General features: G+C 70.4%; 12 protein-coding genes. 3 read left to right on the top strand and 9 right to left on the bottom strand.

From position 1 onward, the window contains the following. Positions 1-77: 77 nt before the first annotated feature. The 5 genes from efeB to EOT10_RS20500 all read right to left on the bottom strand — a co-directional run bounded on the left by efeB (position 78) and on the right by EOT10_RS20500 (position 8,796). A complete protein-coding gene (efeB, locus tag EOT10_RS20525; RefSeq protein ID WP_127829711.1) occupies positions 78-1,349 on the bottom strand; it encodes an iron uptake transporter deferrochelatase/peroxidase subunit in 1,272 nt (423 codons plus the stop codon). A gap of 44 nt (positions 1,350-1,393) precedes the next feature. Continuing rightward, the gene (gene efeU, locus EOT10_RS20520; protein WP_127829710.1) at positions 1,394-3,427 is read right to left on the bottom strand and encodes an iron uptake transporter permease EfeU; all 2,034 of its coding nucleotides are present in this window, start codon (positions 3,425-3,427) and stop codon (positions 1,394-1,396) included. Positions 3,428-3,575: 148 nt separating this feature from the next. Then, positions 3,576-4,031 carry a COG4315 family predicted lipoprotein gene (locus tag EOT10_RS20515; RefSeq protein ID WP_127829709.1) on the bottom strand — a complete coding sequence of 152 codons (456 nt, stop codon included), beginning with the start codon at positions 4,029-4,031 and terminating at the stop codon, positions 3,576-3,578. Between the two features lie 59 nt (positions 4,032-4,090). Beyond that, the gene (locus tag EOT10_RS20510; protein WP_189491847.1) at positions 4,091-7,864 is read right to left on the bottom strand and encodes a choice-of-anchor D domain-containing protein; all 3,774 of its coding nucleotides are present in this window, start codon (positions 7,862-7,864) and stop codon (positions 4,091-4,093) included. 527 nt (positions 7,865-8,391) lie between these two features. Continuing rightward, entirely contained in the window at positions 8,392-8,796 is a 405-nt protein-coding gene (locus tag EOT10_RS20500) for an FKBP-type peptidyl-prolyl cis-trans isomerase (RefSeq protein WP_127829706.1), read from the bottom strand. A 496-nt stretch (positions 8,797-9,292) separates the two neighbouring features. On the opposite strand from EOT10_RS20500, the gene EOT10_RS20495 reads away from it, so the two are divergent. Both EOT10_RS20495 and EOT10_RS20490 read left to right on the top strand, forming a co-directional pair. Then, a complete protein-coding gene (locus EOT10_RS20495; RefSeq protein ID WP_127829705.1) occupies positions 9,293-9,733 on the top strand; it encodes an Lrp/AsnC family transcriptional regulator in 441 nt (146 codons plus the stop codon). 340 nt (positions 9,734-10,073) lie between these two features. After that, positions 10,074-13,124 carry an aminotransferase gene (locus EOT10_RS20490; protein ID WP_127829704.1) on the top strand — a complete coding sequence of 1,017 codons (3,051 nt, stop codon included), beginning with the start codon at positions 10,074-10,076 and terminating at the stop codon, positions 13,122-13,124. Between the two features lie 25 nt (positions 13,125-13,149). On the opposite strand, the gene EOT10_RS20485 is transcribed toward EOT10_RS20490, so the two are convergent. Then, on the bottom strand, positions 13,150-14,373 hold the full coding sequence (locus EOT10_RS20485) for a metallophosphoesterase (RefSeq protein WP_127829703.1): 1,224 nt from the start codon (positions 14,371-14,373) through the stop codon (positions 13,150-13,152). Positions 14,374-14,584: 211 nt separating this feature from the next. Here EOT10_RS20485 and EOT10_RS20480 point away from each other — a divergent pair, with 211 nt between their 5' ends. Continuing rightward, a complete protein-coding gene (locus EOT10_RS20480; RefSeq protein WP_223281111.1) occupies positions 14,585-17,176 on the top strand; it encodes an FG-GAP-like repeat-containing protein in 2,592 nt (863 codons plus the stop codon). A gap of 192 nt (positions 17,177-17,368) precedes the next feature. Here EOT10_RS20480 and EOT10_RS20475 read toward each other — a convergent pair whose 3' ends face one another. The 3 genes from EOT10_RS20475 to EOT10_RS20465 all read right to left on the bottom strand — a co-directional run bounded on the left by EOT10_RS20475 (position 17,369) and on the right by EOT10_RS20465 (position 20,528). After that, positions 17,369-17,881 (bottom strand): Lrp/AsnC family transcriptional regulator, encoded by a 513-nt coding sequence (locus EOT10_RS20475; protein ID WP_127829702.1) that lies wholly within the window; start codon positions 17,879-17,881, stop codon positions 17,369-17,371. Between the two features lie 187 nt (positions 17,882-18,068). Continuing rightward, positions 18,069-19,472: an MFS transporter gene (locus tag EOT10_RS20470; RefSeq protein WP_127829701.1), complete on the bottom strand. Its 1,404-nt coding sequence runs from the start codon at positions 19,470-19,472 to the stop codon at positions 18,069-18,071. Between the two features lie 177 nt (positions 19,473-19,649). Continuing rightward, positions 19,650-20,528, bottom strand: a complete 879-nt coding sequence (locus tag EOT10_RS20465) for a hydroxymethylglutaryl-CoA lyase (protein WP_127829700.1) — start codon at positions 20,526-20,528, stop codon at positions 19,650-19,652.

The following is a 20,528-nucleotide window of genomic DNA, read 5'->3' as shown; positions in this document are numbered from 1 at the left end:
GCGTCTTGATCGTGCGGGCCCGGCGCCGTGAGTGCGAGCGGGGTGGGCCCGGCCGGGTGCCGCGCGGTGCGGGCGGGTCAGGTCGCGAGGAGTCCGCTGCCGAGCCAGTCCCGGCCGTCGCGGACTCCGGGCAGAGCGAAGAAGTAGCCGCCGCCGGTGGGTGAGATGTAGTCGACGAGCGGTTCGTCGATCAGGCGCTCCTGGGTTGCCTCGAACTGGCGCTTGATGTCCTGCTGGTAGCTGCAGAAGGCGAGGCCCATGTCGAGGTTGCCGACCTTGTCGATACCGCGGTCGTAGTTGTAACCGCGGCGCAGGATGCGGGTGTTGTCCGTCTGTGGCGTGCGGGGGTTGGCCAGGCGGATATGGGCGTCCAGCGGAATCGCGTTGCCGTGCGGGTCCTTGGCGTAGCGGGGGATGTCGGTCTCGGTCGCGCCGTCCAGCGGGGCGCCGGTGTCCTTGCGGCGGCCGAACATCTTCTCCTGTTCGGTCAGCGAGACGCGGTCCCAGAACTCGACGAGCATGCGGATGATGCGGATCACCTGGTAACTGCCGCCCCGCGTCCAGGCGGGCTCGCCGAGTGCGTCGCCGACCCAGATCAGCCGGTCGCTCTCGCGCGCGGAGCGGACGTCCGGGTTGGCGATGCCGTCCTTGAAGCCGAGGAGGTTGCGCTGGGCGCCGGCCGGGCGGGGCGCGTTCTGGAAGCCGTCGATGCGCCACTTGATCTGCATGGCGCCCCGGGTGTGCCGGGCGATGTCACGCAGGGCGTGCAGGACCACGTCCTGGCGTGCGCCGCAGAGTTGCAGCGAGAGGTCGCCGTGGCATTCGGCAGGATCGAGGTTGTCGTTGGGGAACGTCCGCATGGGCGTGAGCCGCAGTGGTCTGGCCTTGGCGAGGCCGTACCGGTCGTCGAAGAGAGAGGCGCCGACGCCGACCGTGACGGTCAGTTCGTCGGCCGGGACCACCGGGCCCAGGATGCCGTTGTCGGAGGGCGGGGCGCCCACTCCCAGGTCCGCCGGTGTGCCGCCCGAGGTCAGGAAACGGGCCCGCTCGGTGATGGTCCGCAGCAGGCCGGCCAGGTCCTTGCGGCTGTCGGCGATCACATCGAACGAGACGAAGGCCGCGGCGGCCGGGGCGGGGGTGATGATGCCTGCCTGGTGGGCCCCGTGGAAGGCCACCTTCGTGGAGGTCGTCCCGTCGGCTGCGCTTGCCGTGGTCGGACGGGCCTGGCCGATCGCGAATCCGCCGCCGGCCAGGGCCGCTCCGGCCGCGCCCGCGCCCAGTGCCGTCTTGACGAACGAGCGTCGGCCGGCGGGGCAGCGGCCGGGCGGGGTGGGGGATTCGGCGGGCATGTCGGGGGTCCTTTCGGGGTGCGCGGCAGTGCTGTCGGCGGGCATCAGGCGGACTTGCGGATCTCGAGGAAGTCCGGCACCGGTGCCAGGTCTTCGAGCAGTTGCCCGGTCGCACCGTTCAGCCGCTGTCGTACGGTCGTGTCGAGTTTTCCGACGGGCGTCCAGCGCTGCTTGTCGTGTGCGGCGTCGAGCAGCCCCTGCAACCGGGCGATGTCACCGTCCGCCCTCGTCAGCAGCTGCGGGTCACGTGCGGCGAGCAACGGCCGGAGCACACCCAGGAGTTCGCGTGTTCCTGAGAGGTTGGCGTCAGCGGTGGCGAGGCTGGTGCCGCTTCCCTGGTCGGCGTCGCCGGTCAGCTCGAACTGGAGGGTGTTCTCCAGGATCTCGTGGGTGCGCAGCGGCAGGTCGCCCGGTGCGAAATCCTGTGTGGGGAAGGCTTTCTGCAGGCCCGCGGTGTCTGCGGCGAGCCGGGCGGCGGGTGCGGTGAGGGTGTGCGCGGACTGGCCGTGCCACAGGCCGTACTCGATGCGGTGGAAGCCGGTGAAGGCCTTGTCGTTCACTCCGCCCGGGAGCCCGGCGGTCCGGCCGTCGATCTTGTTGTCGAAGTCCTGGAACGTGCCGTAGGCCGCGCCCAGCGAGGCGTAGGTACGGTGCGCGGTGAGCCAGTCGTCGCGAGCGGCGTCGAGGTGTCCGCCCTCGATGTCGTCGCTGAGTTTCTTCGTCTGTGCGACGAGCCGGGTCAGTCCCTGGCCGACGTACTTCTTGTACGCGTCGAGCGGTGCGGCGAGGTCGCCCTCGGAGACGGGCGCGACCGGTTTCGCGGCGCCGCTGCCGGTGACGTGTACGGGCGCTGAGGTGACGGCCTTTCCGCCCAGGGGCACGCACCGCCAGGCGTAGGAGCCGCCTGCGACCGTGGCGACGAGGTCACGCGTGGTGCCGGGTGCCAGGCCCTCGATCTCCCCGTACACCGCATTGGTTGCCGGGTCGACGAGGTAGACCTCGGCCGCCTTGTCCCCGGTGTTGTGCATCTGGAAGGTCTGCCGGCCGGTCCGGGGTGCGGCGAATCCCTTGCCGCACTCCTGCTGCGATACGGCGACGGTCTGGGCACCGGCCGACTTGGAGGTGCCGAAGGCGACCAGTCCGGCCGCGCCCGCGACGGGGACGGCGACGACGGCCACCGGCAGCACCCAGACGGGCCGCCGGGCACGCACCACCACCGTCTCGTCGGCGCTCTTGCCCTCGGCGGGCGGCGCGGGTGGGGCGGCGGGTGCACGTACGCCGCGTACGAACAGCGTCATCACCACGGCGAGATACGCCGCGTAGGCGATGACCTGCAGCCACGTCATCGTCGGCGTGAGGTTGAAGACGCCCTGCACCAGGGTGCTGTACCAGGCGCTGGGATCGATGCTCTGGGCCAGGTCGACGGCGTATGCGCTCTTCCCCGGCAGTACGCCGCCTTCCTGCAGATCGCGCAGCCCGTAGCCGAGCACTCCGGCAGCGATGACGATCAGCACCGCACCGGTGGCGGTGAAGAACTTCGTCAGGTTGATCTTCAGGACCCGGCGGTACAGGCCCCAGCACAGCCCGGCAGCGATGACGAGGCCGATGCCGGCGCCGGTCATCGGCCCGGCCGACTCTCTGGCCGCCTGAGCGGTGGTCCACAGGAAGAGCGCCGTCTCCAGGCCCTCGCGGCCCACCGCGAGGAACGAGGTGACGACGAGCATGCCCGCGCCCATGGCCAGGGCGCCGGTGACCTTCTCCTTGATCTCACCGGAGAGGCTGCGCGCGGAGCGCCGCATCCAGAACACCATCGCGGTGACGAACGCGACCGCCACCACGCTGAGGGTGCCGCCGAACGTCTCCTGGGCGGTCGCGGACATGGTGGCCGCCGTGAAGGTCAGCACCGCGCCGAAACTCATGGCGAGTGCGGCCGCCGCCAGGACGCCCGTCCACACCTGCGGCAGCCGTGACTTGGCGTCGGCCCGTACCAGGGTGGCGACCAGGATCGAAACGATCAGCCCGGCTTCCAGTCCCTCCCTCAGCCCGATCAAGAAGCTTGGAAATGCGTCGTTCCACATGCCGTTCTCCCCAGCCCCGCCAAGGCGCGCCTCGCCTAAGTTAGCGAAGGCATACCTTAATAAATCTGGCGAGGTACGTCTACATGGCTGTAGTCGGGTGGTGGCGGCGCATCGGTGCTGTGATCCGTGGTTACGTTCGCAGTGTCCGTCAGTCGGTCGTCCCGGTGTGCTCCGGCATGTTCGGAGGGTTGATGACGTGCCAGAGCAGGTCGACCCCGGCGGTGTCGGCCGGCTGCTGGTCGGCGGTGTACCAGTACAGCGGGGAGCCGTCGTACGCGACCTGCTCGCCGCCGTCGGGCCGGGCGACGATGCCGAGCGTTCCGGCGATGCCGGGCGGCAGCCTCAGCACCGTGCCGGGCGCGTGGAGCAGCGGTTTGCGGGTGGCCGTGCACGCCCCGAGACAGCGGACCCTGCCGGCGGTGTCCAGGTCGTAGCGGTAGAGCGTACGACCGTCCAGGTCCGTGAGGACGCGCCCCATCGACCCGGTGTCGGCGACCATGACGGTCAGCGGCGGGGGTTCGGGCGCGGCCGGCGCTGGATGGGACAGTCCGAGGCAGGACGCGAACGCCACCGCGACCGGCAAGGGGGTGACACGTCGACGCATGATGTTCTCCTAGCTCTGTCGCACCTTCGGCAGGTGCTGCCCGTTCTTGTGCCGGTGCCTCAGTAAGTGATGCTGACTCCGCCGACCGTGTGTTTGTCCGTCAGGCCGCCCGTGGCCCCGGCGAACCCGACCAGCACGTTCTTCGGCAGCGTCACCGCGGTGTCGATGACCTGGGTGCCGTCCACCTTCACCAGGAGGTGACCGGCGGTCGTCACGCTCACGACGACGGTGTGCGTACCGGTGCGCAGGGCAGGTACGGCGGTCGAGGTGGCGGCGTACTGAAAGGGCGACCCGTTCCCGCCGGTGGCCACCCCGACGAAGTTGGCCGAGGGATCACCGGTGTTGCGATGGGTGTCCAGGGTGACCGCGATGCCCGGCAGACCCGCGTAGCCGAGACCGCCACCGCCGAGGCCCAGCGCGGCCGGTGAGGTCTTGGACGGGTCGAGCAGCATCAGGGCGAGGCCGTCGGCGCCGGTGCCACCGCCGATCGTCGACTTGAAGCTCACCTTCAGCCCCGCCGACGCCACAGGGGAACTCTGAACGGCGCTCCCCTTGGTGTTCTGTACGGGCTGCGTGAGCACCAGGTCGGTGCCGGAGGCCGCCGCGGCGCCGTTGAACGTCCAGCTGCTGGGTCCGGGGACATATGAGCTCGCGGTGATGGCGGCGTCCCGGACGGTGTGGATGTCGGTGAGGCCGCCGGTGCCGCCGGTGAAGGCGAGCAGGGCCGTCGGGGTCAGTGAGGGCACCGTCGTCTTCAGCAGCTGGGTGCCGTCCATGGAGACGGTGAGGGTCTTCCCTGTGATGGAGACGGCGACGGCGTGCGGGCCCGAGCGGAGGTCCGGCGCGCTGGTGCTGGTCGCCGCGTAGGTGAAGCCGGTGTTGGTACTGGAAGTGGTGATGCCGACGAAGTTCGCCGAGGGGTCACCCGAGTTGCGGTACGTGTCGAAGGTGATCGCCACACCCGCCTTACCGCCCCAGCCGAGGCCGCCGCCGTCCGTGCCCAGCGCGCTGGATGTGTTCTTGGCCGGGTCGAGCAGGCCGAAGGTGAGGCCGTCTGCGCCGGTGCCGCCGCCGATGTCGGTGGTGAACGTCGCCTTGAGGCCGTCGGTGGTCACCGCCACGGGGAAGACGCCCGAGCCCGCCTGGTGCGTGCCGGTCTGGGTGAGCTGGAGGTCGTTGCCGGAGAGCTTCGCGGAGCCGTTGAGTTTCCAGCCGCCCGCCCCGGGCGTCGGGACGGTGACCCCGCCGGCCGCGGTTCCCATACCGGTGAGTGCCTCGTTCTGCGGGCCTCGGCCGTCGTCGGAGGTGAGCTGATAGGCGCCGGAGGCCGCGCTGACGGCGGTCGGGGAGAAGGTGACGGACTGGTGGATCACGTCGTCCGGGCCGATGACCTGACCCTCGCTCACCGGGTTCGTCACGTGGAAGGGTGCCGTGGGCGGGGCCGCCTTGGTGATGGTGAGGGGGATGTTGCCCGTGTTGCTGATGTCGAAGGTCTTCGTGACCGACTTCCCGACCGCGACACTGCCGAAGGCGGTGGAGGTCGGAGTGACCGTCAGATGTGCCTGACCGGTGACCGCGGTGCCGGTGAGCTGCACGGTGCTGGTGCCGCTCGTCGAGGTGACGGAGAGGGATCCCGTGTTGTCACCGGCGGTCGTCGGGGCGTACTTCACCTGGACGGTGACGGACTGCTGGGGCGGGACGACGGAGCCGTTCGCGGGCAGGCCCACGGCGCTGAACGGGCTGCTCGGTGGGGTGCTCGCCGAGACCGTCTCGGCCGAGGTGCCGGTGTTGGTGAAGGTCACGCCCAGGGTCTTGGTGGTGCCGGTGGCCACCGTGCCGAAGGCCAGTTGGGAAGGTGAAGCGGTGAGCTGGGACTGGGTGCCGTAACCGGTCAGACCGAAACCGATGTCGCCGAGGTCGGTGGTGAACGTCAGCACCGAGCTGTCCGCCCCGGCTGTGGTCGGCGCGAACGACACCGGCACCGAATAGGTGTCGCCGGCGTGCAGGGTGACCGGCAGTCCGGTGGGCGCGGCGGAGAACCGACTGCCCGACGGGGTCTTCACCGCGGAGATGGTCACGTCCCGGGTGGCGGTCACCTTGGCCGTGGCGTGGCCGGTGGTGCCCACGGCGACCTGGCCGAAGTCCACCGGGCTGCCGTTCAGCGCGGTGGCGGCCGGCCGGCCGAAGGCGAGCACATGGCCGTCGCGGGTGCCTACGTAGACCCGTCCGCCGTCGGTGGCGGGCACGGAGAACTTGGACGCGGTGCCGATCGGTACGGAGTAGCGCAGATTGAGGGTGCCGCCGACGGGGACGGCGTCGTACGCGCGGAGCTCGCCGCCCGCCCCGTTGGAGCCCCGCGAGTAGATCGTCCAGACGAGGGCGGAGCCCGCGGTGATGCCGGTGGAGGTCACCACGGGCGAGCCGGAGGTGTAGCCGAACGTTCCGGTGCTGGTGCCGGTGTTGGTCAGCGCGGGCTGGCCCGCACCGTTGACTCCGTACGCGAACGCCCGCAGCGGCCCTCCGCTGCCGATCGTGTACACGTAGCCGCCCTCGGCGCCGTAGGCGGCCGGGTGCCCCCAGACGCCCTCGTACGGGCCGAAGGTGGCGAGCACCGCGTCGCTTCCGCCGGCGCCCTGGCTGCGGCCACCGAGGTTGTCCCGGTCGAGGAGGAAGAGCCGGCCGTCCTTGCCGATCTGCACCATGAGGTGAGGGTGCGCACTCGTCCCGAACACTGGATCGGGCAGCGCCGTCGGGCCTCCGGAACCCAGGTCGGTGTCGTTCTGGTCGAGGGTCGGGGCGTTGCTCGGGCTGAAGAAATCCCGCGCGGACATCGTGCCGTCGCTGTTGACTCCGAGCCGGACCACCGACTCGGCGAGCTGGCCCGGCGGACTCGAACCGGGGCCGGGCGCCGGGGAGACGCCGTTCCCGGTGGAGAGGAGGATCCGTCCCGGCCCGTCGGAGACCAGACCGCCGCCGCTCATCCAGATGCCGGCCTTGCCGTTGGCGGAGGAGTCCTCCGTGGCCCACAACGTCGTCTTGCGGGTAGTGGTGCTGACGCCCAGCACATAGCCGACGTACGGGCCGATGTCGCAGTGCGAGGCGAAGCCCGCGTAGACCGTTCCGTTCATCAGGAGCAGGCCGGGACGCTGGCCGGCGGTGAACGCGTTGAAGGGGTGGGCCAGGTCGTTGACCGGGGCGCCCTGCACCTTCACCGGCCAGCCGCTGCGCTCGGCTCCTGTCGAGGCGTCCAGTGCGTGGACGTACCAGTTGGGGTGGCTGGTGTCGGGGCCGTCGTTGGTCTTCGCGGTGAGGTAGACGGTCTGGGTGGCGGGGTCGTAGACGGGGGTCGAGGTGACCCCGAGGTTCGGTGTGAGGTCACCGCAGCCGATCGCCGAGGCGGGCCAGAAGGGGCCCACGTCCTTCGTCCAGTTGATTTTCCCGGTCGCCGAGTCGAGGCCGTACACCTTGGCGTTCTCGGTGGCCGCGACGACCGTCTTGCCCGCCACCAGGGGCTGGGCGTAGACCTGGCCGTCCACGGCGGTGGAGAACTGCTGCCCGAAGTCGGAGCTGGACACCTGCGACGGCGCCAGGCCCGGCTCGTTCTGGTCCCAGCCGGTACGGAGGTTGTTGAACGAGACCGTCGACACATCGGCCTTGCGCGCCGGGGCCGCGGTCGGCACTTCGGCCTTGCGCGCCGGGGCCGCGGTCGGCACCTCGGCCGTGCGAGCCGTGGCCGCATCTGACGGCAGTGCGCCACCTGCCGTCAACAGCAGACAGCCCGAAATCAGCGCGAGCAGGTGGTGCCTGAAGCGTCGTCCCCACGGCTTGGGCATCTCTCCACCTCGGTGCGTGCGCGACGGCGGAGACCGGCCGGTCCCGCCGACGGCCATCGTCGGAGTGGCCGGCCGGACATTCGTACGTACGCGGTGCGTACGCGCGGCGTAGTTCACCCTGATAGGCCAAGCCCGCGTGTGACCGACATGTTCGTGGAGTGGTGCCTCGGTGTCGAGTGGTTGTACGTGGCGCGTACGTTGAATGCGGCTCGATGGTGGGGTGGACGGCGCGAGCGCGACAGGCGGGAACCGGAAGAGGCCGTACCGTATCGGCGCCCGCTCCGCACGCCCGCCGTCCGTCAACCCCGGGACACGACGCAGTGCGTCGAAGCGGAGGAGCGGCCAGGGGTGCTAGGGCGTGTTTCGAAAGTAGCGTCGTCCGCCCGGAGGGCGGGCCCCGCGGCGTCTGGTGCGTGCGATCGCAAGGCGCCGGAGCGTCCTAGTGGCGGAGCCACTCGGACGTTTCGGCAACGCCGCGAGCGTGCGTGCCAGGCGTCGCGGGGCAGGCGGGACTTTCGCAACACGCCCTAGGCGTTGGTCCACCCGGCTGTGCTGGAATACGAATCAAGCAGGTCCACCACGAAGACCAGGGTCGAGCCCGGCGGGATCAACGGCGAGGGCGACTGATTGCCGTAGCCGAGACGCGGGGGAACGATGATCTCGCGCCGGCCGCCGACCTTCATCCCCCTCACCCCCCGGTCCCACCCCTTGATGACCCGGCCACTGCCCAGGGTGAACTTGAACGGCTGGCCCCGGTCCCATGAGGCATCGAACTCCTCCCCGGACTCGAAGGTGACCCCGACGTAGTGAACCCGGACCGCCATGCCCGGCTTCACCTCGGCCCCATCCCCGACGACAAGGTCCCGGATGGTCAGTTCGGCAGGAGCGTCACCCTCCGGAACGTCGACTTCGGGCTTCGTCAGTTCATTCATCGCAGCCTCATCACTCTCCGCCGAAGGCCCCCGCACGGACCATCCGGACACATGGACACCCCATGCAGCAGATGGCCACGCTACCGAGAATGCCGATCCCCGGAGCACGCCGAATCGTCCGGCACTCCAGGGGCCGCGCAGTCGCAGGAGGTTCGTTCCGGAGCCACCACGTATGAGTCGGGGCTGGACCGCCTTCTGCGTGAGGCTCAGTCAGCCGTCAGGACAGGGCCGTACCGACCGGACTCGGGCGCGATGTCGTCGCGCCGGCGGCTGCCCAACCTTTTGCGCTACCGGCGACCCATCTCCGCTCCTCGCAGGGGCTGTAATCCGGCTGACGCCTGAACGGGCAGCAACGGACCAGCCTGGGAATCTAGCGGTGGCGCGTGATTCGTTCGTATGGGCAGCTGATTCCAGCCTTCTAGAGCTCTATTGCGCGCGATGTACTCGTGTGATTGGCTGTTTCCGCAGGCGAGAGGGGAACCGAGAGGGGAACACTGTGGACGACATCGACCGGGCCATCCTGCGGGAGTTGCAGACGGACGGGCGGATCCCCTACTCCGATCTCGGGCCGAAGGTCGGGCTGTCGGCCTCGGCCGCCCGTCAGCGGCTGCAGCGGCTGATCGACGAGAAGGTGGTGCAGGTCGTCGGCGTCACCGACCCGATGGCCATGGGCGGGCAGACCATGGCCCTGCTCGGTCTGCACGTGGACGGCGATCCCCGTGCGGTGGCCGACGAACTCTCACGCCACGACGAGGTCGTCTATGCCGTGCTCACCTCCGGCACCTTCGACCTGTTCGCCGAGGTTGTCTGCCGCCGGCCGCATGACCTGCTCGACTTCGTCAACGATGTGGTGCGCCCCATCGAGGGCGTTACGGCGGTGGAGAGCTTCCCGTACTTCGGGATCCACACCCATCGTTTCCTGTGGGACGTCGACTGAGCAGGCCTACCTGGCCTGCCTTGCTTGCCTGCCTGCGCTGCCGGTTGACGTCACGGAGGACGACGCGGCCCGGCCAGCCACTCCGCCGGTTACCGGCGCACCCTCCTGACCTCCTTCCGGCGGCTCACGCCGCAGGGGAACCTGTCCCGCCCGCGCACCGCGAGGCCGGCGCTACCCGGCGCGTCCGCCGCCTTCCCCGGGAGCACCTGCCCTTCGGGGCGGCAGTCACCGCCGTCCTCGCACGGCCCGGTGCCTCACCGACGCACCCTGCCTCACCGACGCACCCCCTTCCGGCGCGCATCACCCATCCCTCCACCTCCGAGCAGCCGAGGTTTCCGGCATGACGCACGAACCGTCCCTCAACGTCGACTTCTTCACCCGCCACGCCTTGCCCGCCCCGCGAGTAACGGTCGACCAGGCCCGCCGGATCGCCGCCGAGCACTTCCGGCTCGCGGTACGCGCCGAGTCGCTGGGCAGCCAGCAGGACGCCAACTTCCTGCTTGTCCACGACGACGGCACGCCCGCGGCCGTACTCAAGATCGCCAACCCGGTCTTCACCGGGACCGAGATCGACGCCCAGGACACTGCCGCGGACCTGATTGCCGACGCGCAGCCCGGCCTGCGTCTGGCGACCGTCCTGCGCGACGCCGACGGCAACCGCCGCACCGCCACCGTGGACACCGATGCCGGGCCGGTCACCGCCCGCCTGCTGCACCACCTGCCCGGCGGGACGCTTTCCGGTTCACGTCACCTGGCACCCCGGACGGTCGCTGCCATGGGCCGCATTGCCGGCCAGGTCAGCACCACCCTGAGCTCCTTCCGGCACTCGGGACTTGATCGCGTCCTGCAGTGGGACCCCCGCCACGCCGACCGCGTGGTCGTCAAGCTCCTGGACCACGTCCCGGAAGCGGACCGGCGTGCCGCCGTCGAGGCTGCGACCACGGATGCCTGGGCCGCTGTGCTGGAAGTCGCCGACCGGCTGCCGCGCCAGGCCGTGCATCTGGACCTGACCGACGACAACCTCGTCCGCTCACCGCACAGCCCTGTGCCGCTGCCCGACGGGATCATCGATTTCGGTGACCTGACGGACACTTGGGCGGTGTGCGAGCTGGCCATGCCGCTGTCCTCGATGCTCCACCACGACGGTATGGAGCCGCACCACGTCCTTCCCGCCGTCCGGGCCTTCCACGAGGTCCGCCCGCTGTCTGCCGACGAGGCGGCGGCGCTGTGGCCGCTGGTCGTGCTCCGGACAGCGACCCTGGTGGTCAGCGGACGACACCAAGCGGCCGTCGACGGTGACAACGCCTACGTCAACGCCGCTCTCGACCGTGAGTGGCGCATGTTCGAACAGGCCACTGCCGTACCGGCCGCGGTCATGACCAACCTGATCACCAAGACCCTCGGCCTGCCCCGGAGCCGGACCACCGCACTCGCGCCCGTACGGCCGCTGGTGGCCGGAGTGGACCCCGTCGGCATCGGCGTGCTCGATCTCTCCGTCGAGGCCGACACCATGGACCACGGCGCCTGGTTGGAGGAGACGGCAGACGACCGCCTCGCGGCGAACCTCCTCGCCCGAGGTGCCGCTGCGGTCGCCACCCGCTACGGGCAGGCGCGACTCACCGCGGCTCCGGCCCTGTCCGCCGTCTCGCCCGCCACCATCGCCACCGGCATCGAACTGTGGCTCGACGAACCCGCCGTCCTGCAGGCGCCCGGCGACGGCGAGATGCTGGCGGCGGCGCCCGGCCACGTGGCCGTCACCTGCGGCCCCCACGTGCTGCACCTGTCCTTCCCCGACGCCCTCCGCCCCGCCTTCCCCGCCGCCACCCCCGTCCGCGCGGGCGACCGCCTGGTCGCCCTTCCGGCCGGCACCCGCGTCCACATCTCGCTCCAGCAACCCGACGCACCCACGATCCCGCCACTGGTGCGTCCCGAGTACGCCGCCGGGTGGCTCGCGCTCACCGCAGACCCCGCCCCGCTGATCGGCCTGCCCGCCGCCGGTACCACTCCGGAGGACGACCTGCTCGCCGCCGGTACCACTCCGGAGGACGACCTGCTCGCGCGCCGCGAGGCCACCTTCGCCACGGCCCAGGAGCACTACTACGACAACCCGCCCCGCATGGAACGCGGTTGGCGGCACCACATGGTCTCCGCCGAGGGCCGGTCCTACCTGGACATGGTCAACAACGTCACTCCGCTCGGCCACGCCCACCCTCGCGTCGAGCAGGCGATCTCGCGGCAGCTGCGCAGACTCAACACCAACTCCCGCTTCCACTACGCAGCCGTCGTGGAGTTCACCGAACGCCTCGCCTCCCTTCTTCCCGATCCTCTCGACACCGTGTTCCTGGTCAACTCCGGTTCCGAAGCGGTGGACCTGGCCATCCGCCTCGCCATCGGCGCGACCGGGCAGCACGACGTCGTCGCCCTGCGCGAGGCGTACCACGGCTGGACCTACGCCTCCGACGCCGTCTCCACCTCCCTCCAGGACAACCCCAACGCGCTGGCCACCCGCCCCGCTTGGGTCCACACCGTCGACTCGCCCAACTCCTACCGCGGGCGATGGCGCGGCCCCGACGCCGGCAACTACGCCCCCGAGGCCGTTCAGATCATCGACGACCTGGCCGCCTCCGGCCGCCCGGCGGGCGCCTTCCTCAGCGAGCCGTACTACGGCAACGCCGGCGGAGTCGCCCTGCCCGACGGCTATCTTGAGCAGGTGTACGCGGCGGTCCGCCGCCACGGGGGACTGGCCATCGCCGACGAGATCCAGGTCGGATACGGCCGCCTGGGCACCTGGTTCTGGGGCTTTGAGCAGCAACAGGTCGTCCCCGACATCGTCTGCGTCGCCAAGGCCATGGGGAACGGCCACCCCCTCGGCGCCGTCATCACCACCCGGGCCATCGCCGACCGCTACCGCGACCAGGGCTACTTCTTCTCCTCCACCGGCGGCAGCCCCGTCTCCAGCGCCGCCGGCCTCACCGTCCTCGACACCCTCCGCGACGAAGACCTCCAGGGCAACGCCGTCCGCACCGGCGCGCGCCTCAATTCAGCCCTGCAGGCCCTAGCCGCACACCACTCGATCATCGGGGCCGTACACGGCTCCGGTCTCTACCTCGGCCTAGAGCTCGTCCGCGACCCCATCACGCTGGAACCCGCCACCGAAGAGACCGCCGAGCTGTGCGACCGCATGCTCGACCTCGGCGTCATCGTCCAGCCCACCGGCGACCACCTCAACATCCTCAAGATCAAGCCCCCGTTGTGCGTCGACACCACCGCCGTCGACTACTTCACGCACAACCTCGACCGAGCCCTCACCGAACTCGGCCACCGCAACAATGGGTCGACCTCGTCGCCGATCCGCCACCACCCGGACTTCGACACGGTGTCCCGACCTTGAACGGACGACACCGGGTCAGGGCTCATCAGTGTTGTCCGGCGGACGGCTGCGGTGAGCGGAGTACGAGCAGGGTGATCTCGCTGGGGGCGAAGATGCGGAAGGGCGGGCCCCAGAAGCCGGTGCCGCGGCTGGTGTAGAGGAGGGTGCGGGTGCCGTGGCGGCTGAGGCCGGCGAGGGCCGGCTGGTCGAGGCGGACCAGGTGGTGGAACGGCCAGATCTGGCCGCCGTGGGTGTGGCCGGAGAGCTGGAGGTCGATGCCGGCGGCCGCGGCCTGGTCGATGAACTTGGGCTGGTGGGCCAGGAGCAGGACGGGGTGGTCGGGGTCGGCGCCCTGCAGGGCTCCGGCGAGGTGGGCGCGGTGGCCGGCCAGGCCGGAGGACTCGGCGGTGACGTCGTCCACGCCGGCGACCACGAGGGTGTCGCCGCCGTGTTCGAGGAGCAGGTGGCGGTTGCGCAGTGGCTCCCAGCCCAGCTCGTCCATCAGGTCGACCCAGCCCTGGGCCTCGCTGTAGTACTCGTGGTTGCCGGTGACGTAGACCCGGGCCCGGGTGGCCTGCACGGTGCCGAGCGGGGCGGCCTGGGCGCGGCGGCGTTCGGCCGTGCCGTCCGCGATGTCTCCGGTGTGGCAGACCAGGTCGGCCTCCAGGGTGTTCACCGTGTCGCAGACCCGGGCCGACCAGCGGGCGCGGTCGAGGGGCCCGTAGTGGGTGTCGGTGATGAGGACGACGCGGGTGCCGTCCAATCCGGCGCCCAGGCGCGGGAGTTCGACGTCGAGTTGACGCACGCGTGGCACCCTGCGAGCCTCGGCGTACCCCCAGGCCAACAGCACGGCGGCTGTGCCGAGGGACGCCCAGGTGACGATTCGGGCCCGGTCCTGGCCGTCGCCGATGCCGGTCACGGTCAGGGCGAGCCGCAGCAGGACGCCGAGCAGAACGGACCAGGTGAACAGGGTCCAGCTGGTGCCCAGCAGGGTGTCCCCGACGATCGCCGCCCGGTCCCGCTGCCGCCTGCCGTGACCGCGCACCATCGCGAGCGGCATACCGATCAGGCCGAGGGCGAACAGGGCGGTGCCCGCCAGCGTGACAGGGAGCGACCAGTGCTGACCGGCGTACAGCAGGAGCCAACAGGGCACCGTCCACAGCAGAACGGGGGCGATCAGCGGGAGGTAGCGCGTCAGGCGACGCAGTCGTCTCTGCTGGGCCTCGCGTGCTGCGCTGTCGACGGATCGCGTCTCGCGGGTGTCTGTCACGCTTCCCCTCCCTCGGGCAACCAGGCTGCTGTCGCGCACTGTATCCGGCCGCCGTCGGCCGGCTGAGCGGGGTCGTGTCCCACTGCGCCGCGCTAGGGGTGAGAGATACGTGAAGCGCGTGTGACGGCTGAGGCGCCTGATGCGCTGGAGTAACCAACGGTCGTGTTCCCAGGGGGCGCACGGCGCGCGGACTGCGACGGAACGGGTTTTGATGGACGACAGAACAGCCGGTGGCCGCAAGTCGAAAGGCAGACGGCGGCTGCGTAGTCGCCGCTGGCGCACGATCGGGGTGCCCTCCCTGGCCACTGCCCTCCTCGGCTCCGGGGTGCTGGCCGCGATAGCCCTCGGCGTCACGGACGGGGACCAGCAGGCGCAGGGGCCGCGGGCCCGCCCCGCGGGAGTGCGGACGTTGGCGCTCGGCGGGGCCTCCGACACCCTGCGCTCGCGGTCGCGCACCACGACGGAGCTGTTCTCGATGGTGGGTGTGAGCTGGCCCGGGGCGAAGCAGCGGATCGCCGGCACTGTCGAGGTTCGTACCCGCGCTGCGGGTGATGGCCGTTGGAGCGACTGGCGCACCCTCGAACTCCCCGACACTCCGGCCGACTTGGGTCGGGACGGTGCCGGGACCGGACTGCGCGGGGCCACCGAGCCGCTGTGGGTCGGTCCTTCGGACGGTGTCGAGGCGCGGGTGGACGGCAAGCGCAAGCTTCCCGCGTCGTTGCGGCTCGATCTCGTGGACCCGGGGGTGCGGGCCGCGCCGAGCGGCTTCGGGCCGGTCGCGTACAGCGCGGAGAGCGCGTCGCCGTCACCGTCGCCCACCTCCGTCACGGGCCCGCGCTGTCTGGACGGCCTGAGCGCGCCGCCCGCGACTCCCGCCTCAGGGCCGGTCCCGAAGCCAGCGATCATCTCGCGGTCGCAGTGGGGCGCGGACGAGTCGATCGTGCAATGCCCGACCGTCTACAGCCCGAGCGTGAAGGCCGTCGTGGTGCACCACGAGGCAGGCAACAACTCCTACAGTTGCGCGCAGTCCGCGGCGATGGTCCGCTCCATCCAGGCGTACCACGTCAAGACGCAGGGCTGGGGCGACATCGGTTACAACTTCGTCGTCGACAAATGCGGGCAGATCTTCGAGGGCAGCAAGGGTGGCGTCGGCCTGCCGGTGAAGGCGCGGCACACGCTCGGCTTCAACCCCGAAACGGTCGGCGTCTCGCTCCTGGGCAACATGGAGACGGCGAAGCCGACGAAGGCAGCGCTCGCCGCCATCGCGCGGATCGCCGGGTGGAAGCTGGGCCTGTACGGCGAGGACCCGAACTCGACGGCGACGCTGACCGCCGAGTTCGACAACGGCCGCTACACGGCGGGGCAGCAGGCCACCGTCCCCCGTATCACCAGCCACCAGGACCTGATGGCCACCGCCTGCCCCGGCGCGAACCTGCACGACCGGCTCACCGACCTGCGCGCGCTGGCCGCCTCACCGACCGCATCCGCGTCCCCGGCCAGTGCCGACACCAACCGGGACGGCATCGACGACCTGGTCGCGGGGATGCCCACAGGGGCGAGCGGCGGGCAGATAGCCGTCGTGCCCGGCAACATCTCCGGCCCGGCCGCGAGCGGCAAGAAGCTGATCTCGCAGTCGAGTTCGGGGGTTCCGGGAACGGGGGAGCCCGGCGACGAGTTCGGCGCGGCCACCGCGATCGGTGACGTCAACGGCGACGGCTACGCGGACGTCGTGATCGGCCAGCCCGGCGAGGACGACACGAGCGGCCACGCCGACCGCGGCGCCGTCACGATCCTGAACGGCCCTGGCCTCAACTCTGGTTCCACCTACACCACTTCAGGTGTGACGGCATCCGGCGCACGACTCGGCTCGGCGCTCGCCGTCGCGGACTTCGACGCGGACGGCAAGGCCGACGTGTTCGCCGCCGGCACGGGCGCCGGCGGCACTTGGAACACCCACCTCACCGGAAAGCCCACCCAGTACGGCACCCTCACCACCACCGGCACCCCGGCCTACGAGGACGCCACCAGCGGCGACTTCAACCATGACGGGTACGCGGACGTAGCCCTCAACTACCGTGACACGGGCGGGATCGGACGGGTCGTCTGGTTCAAGGGCGGCGCCAACGGGCTCACCAAGGTCGGTGTCCTGTCGGTGAAGGGCGGGCGTTCCGTCGCCGCCGGCGACGTCAACGGCGACGGAACGGACGACCTCGCCATCGGCCAGCCGTACGCCGCAGAGTCCGGCGCGTACACGGGCGGCCAAGTCGCCACGGTGTACGGGACCTTGGGCGGAGGCCTGACATCGACCGGCGCGACGTCGGTCAACCAGGCCACCTCCGGCGTGCCCGGAGCGGCCGAGTCCGGCGACGCCATGGGCACCTCCGTCGCGGTCGGCGACTACGACGGTGACGGCTACGCCGACGTCCTCACGGGCGCCCCGAACGAGGACATCACACGCGACGGAGTGAACCGCTCCAACGCCGGAACGGCCCTGCTCCTCAAGGGTAGTTCGGCCGGACTGACCGGCACCGGGGCGCTCGCCGTCTCGCAGGACACCGGCGGCGTGCCGGGCTCCACCGAGTCCGGCGACACCCTCGGCTCAGCCGTCGCCCTGGCCGACCTGTCCGGCTACGGCCGCACGGACCTGGTGCTCGGCGCGGCGGGCGAGGACGCGGGCGACGGTGTGTTCCTCTACGTACCGGCGAACAGCTCGGGACTGGGCCTGAGCTCGACCACTTACAACGGCAAGACCCTGCTCGGCACCATCGCCGGGGCCCGGCTCGGCGGTGTCCTCGCCCCCTGATGTATCACTGTCCGTGATCTGCCGAGAACCCTGTACGTGTACGGCGGCGGCCAGTATCTGCGGCACCCAGTCGCAGATACAACAGGTCGCAGAACCAACCAACTGGGCGGCCAGGGCATCACCGGCTTTGCGGATGGTGAGTCGGGCCGTGTGGCCGCTGCTCCGCCAACCCCGGCGAACTCCCACCTGCGGTCAATCCGCCGCGGGTGCGGATGTCTTCGTCTCGTTCGTCCCAAGCTCTTGAGCGACCAGGGACAGGAGCGATGCTATTCGGCTTGGCAACCGCTCGCTGAGTGCGATCTCGGTACGGCAACGCACCACCCCAGGCAGTTGCAGGAAGCGCTGGATGATCTCCTCGAGGTGCTCCGTGTCCCTGGCGGCAACACGGCACAGCACATCACCTTCGCCGGCCGTTGAGTGCGCCTCCAGCACCTCATCAACCAGCACCAACGCTCGCGTCACTCGTGTGAGCCGGCCCTGGGCCAGGTGGAGATGGACGAATGCCAGGACCGGAAAGCCGAGCTGCGCCGGTGAGATGCGCGGCGCATAGTCGGTGATCACGCCGAGCCGCTCCAGGCGACTCATCCGCGTGTGCACCGTCCCGCGGGCGATGCCGAGTGTGCGAGCGAACTCGCGCATCCCAGCTCGGGGCCGAGCAAGGAGCTCTCGAAGGATGGACACGTCCAGACTGTCGATAGTGACCATACGGACTCTCGATATCGGTGAGGAAGGGGGTTCTCGTTCGGCCGCCGAGCAGGCTGTCGACTGCGCCACTGGCCTACCGTGTTTCAGCGGCATCGGATGCAGCATGCGGATCGACCACGTCAAACGCCGGCAACCCGGATGCGCTGGTGCACATCCGGGTACTGAGCGGCGTGAGGTGGGCAGTTGTTCAGGTCTTGACAGGGGCGGGCACGGGGGCGTCTGCCGTGTCCTCGACGTTCTCGAGGCTGCGGCCTGTGGTCTTGGGGCCGAGCGTGGCGACGGTGATACAGACGACAGCCATGGCGATGCCTGACCCGGTGAAGATCCCCAGTGCGCCGAAGCTGTCCAGCAGGGCGAGAGCGCCGAAGGGCAGGAGAGCGGACGTGACGCGGGAGAGGCTGTAGGGGATACCGATGGCGCGGCTGCGGATCGACGTGGGGAACAGTTCAGCCTGGTAGACGTGGTAGGCGTTGGAGAAGACGTTGTTGACCAGTGAAATGCCGACGCCGGACGTCGCGATCAGCCAGGGTGTGGTTGCCGTGCCGAAGACGAAGCCGAGCAGGGTCGCCGTTGCCAGTGTCGTGATGATGAGGTACTTGCGCTCGAAGCGTTCCACCACGAGCAGGGAGAGGGCGGAGCCGGCGGGGTACCCGAGGTAGACGAGAGTCGTGTACCAGAGGGATTCGGTGACGCTGAAGCCTTTGCTGACGAGGATCAGGGGCACCAGGGAGGCGAATCCGTAGTAGCCGAGGGTCTGCAGGGGGTGGAAGATCCACAGCATGATCGTCCGGTTGCGAAGCGTCCCACGGAACATGTCGCGCAGTGCGACGGGGCGCTGGGGGCCGCGAGGGGCGTCGGCCCCGGGGTCGGGCAGCGGCTTGCCGTGCTGGCGCTGCACTGTCTGCTCGATGTCCCGGGTGATGCTTTCCGCCTCGGCGTGCCGGCCCTGGGCCGCCAGCCAGCGAGGCGACTCCGGCAGTCCCAGGCGGAGGATCCAGGTGGTCAGGGCGCCCACCGCGCCGAAGACGAGCAACCAGCGCCATCCGTCGATCAGCACGTGCGTCTTGGCCACCAGCAGGCCGCCGAGCAGCCCGGTCACGGGTGCGCCGCAGAAGCCGATGGTGTAGGCGATCGCGGTGAGGCGGCCGCGGCTGGCTCGTGGCATCAGTTCACTCATGTAGGTGTCGACGAGGGGGAGTTCGGCTCCCATGAAGATCCCTGCGGCCATGCGGAGCACGATCAGCGTCGAGACGTCCGTGGCGAATGCGGCGGCCAGGGAGAGCAGTGCGTAGCCGGCGAGGTTCACCATGAGCATGCGGCGGCGTCCGTACCGGTCCGCGATCGCGCCGAGGCCTATCGCTCCGAGGACCATGCCGTAGTACGGCGCCCCGATCAGCAGGGCCTTGGTGGTACGGCCCAGATCCCACTCCTCGCTGAGGACACTGCCGAGTACGCCGCTCATGAGCAGTTCGTAGATGTCGAAGAAGGTGGCGATTCCGATGAGTGCGGTGACCTTCAGATGCCAGCGGGAGACGGGCAGCCGATCCAGTCGTGCCGCGACCTCGGTGGGGGGAACTGCGTATGCGGACATGGCGTCTGAGCTCCTTTGCTCGGCTGTTGGGCGGGAGTGCGGTGGCGCGGTCTGACCGGGTTGCGGAGAAACCGGGAGAGGGGTACGGGATGAGGCGCGCGGACACGACGGGCCGTGCCCACTGCGCGACAACTGCGGGCGATGGAATGCACGTTGCAGATGGGTATGCGCTGCGGCTCAGGAGGTGACCGGTTCTGCGCGGGCCAGGCGGGCGCGGACCAGTGCGAACGCCTCGGCCAGGGTTCCCTCGTCGATCCCGGTGATGACGCCGCTCGCATGCAGGTGGGCGACGAGCTCGCGGGTGTCGAGGTTGCCGTGCGCGCCAGGGGCAAAGGGGCAGCCTCCGTAGCCGCCGACGGCGGAGTCGAAGTGGGTGACGCCGAGTTCGAGCGCGGCATCGACCGTGGCGAGGGCCTGTCCCAGCGCGTTGTGCAGATGCAGGCTCAGCACCGCGTCGGGGAAGGCGGACCGGACCGCCTTCAGCGCGCGGACGACCTGGGTGGTCGGCGCGGTGCCGAGGGTGTCGGCGAGGCCGATCCGGGCGACGCGCATCTCGGTGAACCGGCCTACGATCGCACCGAGTCGGTCGGGCCGGATCTCGCCGTCGAAGGGGCAGTTGAAGGCTGTCGAGACGGCCCCGTAAAAGGTGATCTCCGGGTGGTCGGCGGCTGCCTTGCCGATCGCGGCGGCCAGCTCGTCCAGGGCCTGCTCGGTGGTGCGTCCGGCGTTGGCACGGCTGTGGCTCTGGCCGGCCGAGACCGCCACGTTGATCTCGCGGGCGCCGGCGGCCACGGCTCGTTCGACGCCGCGCCCGTTGAGCGCCAGAACGCTGTGGCGGGCGGGGCCGCCGGGGGGCAGTGCGGCGATGAGTTCGTCAGCGCCCGCCATCTGCGGCACCCGGGCTGGGTTGACGACGGAGGCGACCTCCAGCGACCGCACACCGGCAGCGGTCAGGGCCTCGGCGATGGAAAGCCGGTCATGTACAGGGACGAAGACCGGCTCGTCCTGCAGCCCGTCTCGCAGGAAGACATCGGTGATCTGTACCGGGGCGGTCAT

This window comes from Streptomyces antnestii (assembly GCF_004005495.1).
GTDB classification, from domain to species: Bacteria; Actinomycetota; Actinomycetes; order Streptomycetales; family Streptomycetaceae; genus Streptomyces; species Streptomyces antnestii.
The sequence above is the reverse complement of the archived record's forward strand: the minus strand, read 5'-3'. Positions and strand labels throughout refer to the sequence as shown.

Coding starts and splice junctions, on each gene's coding strand:
- efeB (WP_127829711.1), bottom strand. CDS start 1,349: ATGCCCGCCGAATCCCCCACCCCGCCCGGCCGCTGCCCCGCCGGCCGA.
- efeU (WP_127829710.1), bottom strand. CDS start 3,427: ATGTGGAACGACGCATTTCCAAGCTTCTTGATCGGGCTGAGGGAGGGA.
- EOT10_RS20515 (WP_127829709.1), bottom strand. CDS start 4,031: ATGCGTCGACGTGTCACCCCCTTGCCGGTCGCGGTGGCGTTCGCGTCC.
- EOT10_RS20510 (WP_189491847.1), bottom strand. CDS start 7,864: ATGCCCAAGCCGTGGGGACGACGCTTCAGGCACCACCTGCTCGCGCTG.
- EOT10_RS20500 (WP_127829706.1), bottom strand. CDS start 8,796: ATGAATGAACTGACGAAGCCCGAAGTCGACGTTCCGGAGGGTGACGCT.
- EOT10_RS20490 (WP_127829704.1), top strand. CDS start 10,074: ATGACGCACGAACCGTCCCTCAACGTCGACTTCTTCACCCGCCACGCC.
- EOT10_RS20480 (WP_223281111.1), top strand. CDS start 14,585: ATGGACGACAGAACAGCCGGTGGCCGCAAGTCGAAAGGCAGACGGCGG.
- EOT10_RS20475 (WP_127829702.1), bottom strand. CDS start 17,881: ATGGTCACTATCGACAGTCTGGACGTGTCCATCCTTCGAGAGCTCCTT.
- EOT10_RS20470 (WP_127829701.1), bottom strand. CDS start 19,472: ATGTCCGCATACGCAGTTCCCCCCACCGAGGTCGCGGCACGACTGGAT.
- EOT10_RS20465 (WP_127829700.1), bottom strand. CDS start 20,528: ATGACCGCCCCGGTACAGATCACCGATGTCTTCCTGCGAGACGGGCTG.